We start from the raw sequence: 564 nt of genomic DNA, 5'->3' as shown, positions 1-564 counted from the left end.
GCTCTTCCGATCTCCGAGGTAACAAAGATGAGTGCGGCTTCCCTGTATCCCGTTCGTCCCGAGGTTCTGGCCAACACCCTGACCGACGAGGCGACCTACAAGGCCATGTACCAGCAGTCAGTCGTCAACCCGGACGGCTTCTGGCGCGAGCAAGCCAAGCGCCTCGACTGGATCAAGCCTTTCACCACGGTGAAGCAGACGTCCTTCGACGATCACCATGTCGACATCAAGTGGTTCGCCGACGGCACCCTCAACGTTTCCTACAACTGCCTCGATCGTCACCCCTGAAAAATGATGGCGAGGTGCGCCATAATACACATCACGATAACCAATTACAGGAGCGCGATAATAAGCATGCGGTGCAGGGTAATACGCTCTAGGGGCATCGTAATAAACCACCTGCGGCACTGCATGGTAAGTCACCGCTGGAGCACCGTAATATCCATGACCGCCATAGCCACCGAAATTGATTCCAATATTAAAGGAATCTCTAGCTTGCGCGACAGATGCTGAAACTCCCAAAGCAAGAACAATCATTAAAGAACGCAGCAATTTCATCACAAA

At 52.7% G+C, this 564-nt stretch carries 1 protein-coding gene; it reads left to right on the top strand.

The annotated features are described in order from the left end of the window. The coding region (locus tag OKJ99_RS20370) for an acetyl-coenzyme A synthetase N-terminal domain-containing protein (RefSeq protein ID WP_326018327.1) at window positions 1–288 on the top strand (288 nt) is incomplete at its 5' end. Between the last annotated feature and the right edge of the window lie 276 nt (window positions 289–564).

The organism is Streptomyces endophyticus (assembly GCF_035798155.1).
GTDB classification, from domain to species: domain Bacteria; phylum Actinomycetota; class Actinomycetes; order Streptomycetales; family Streptomycetaceae; genus Streptomyces; species Streptomyces endophyticus.
This window is presented reverse-complemented; position numbering and strand designations above follow the sequence as displayed.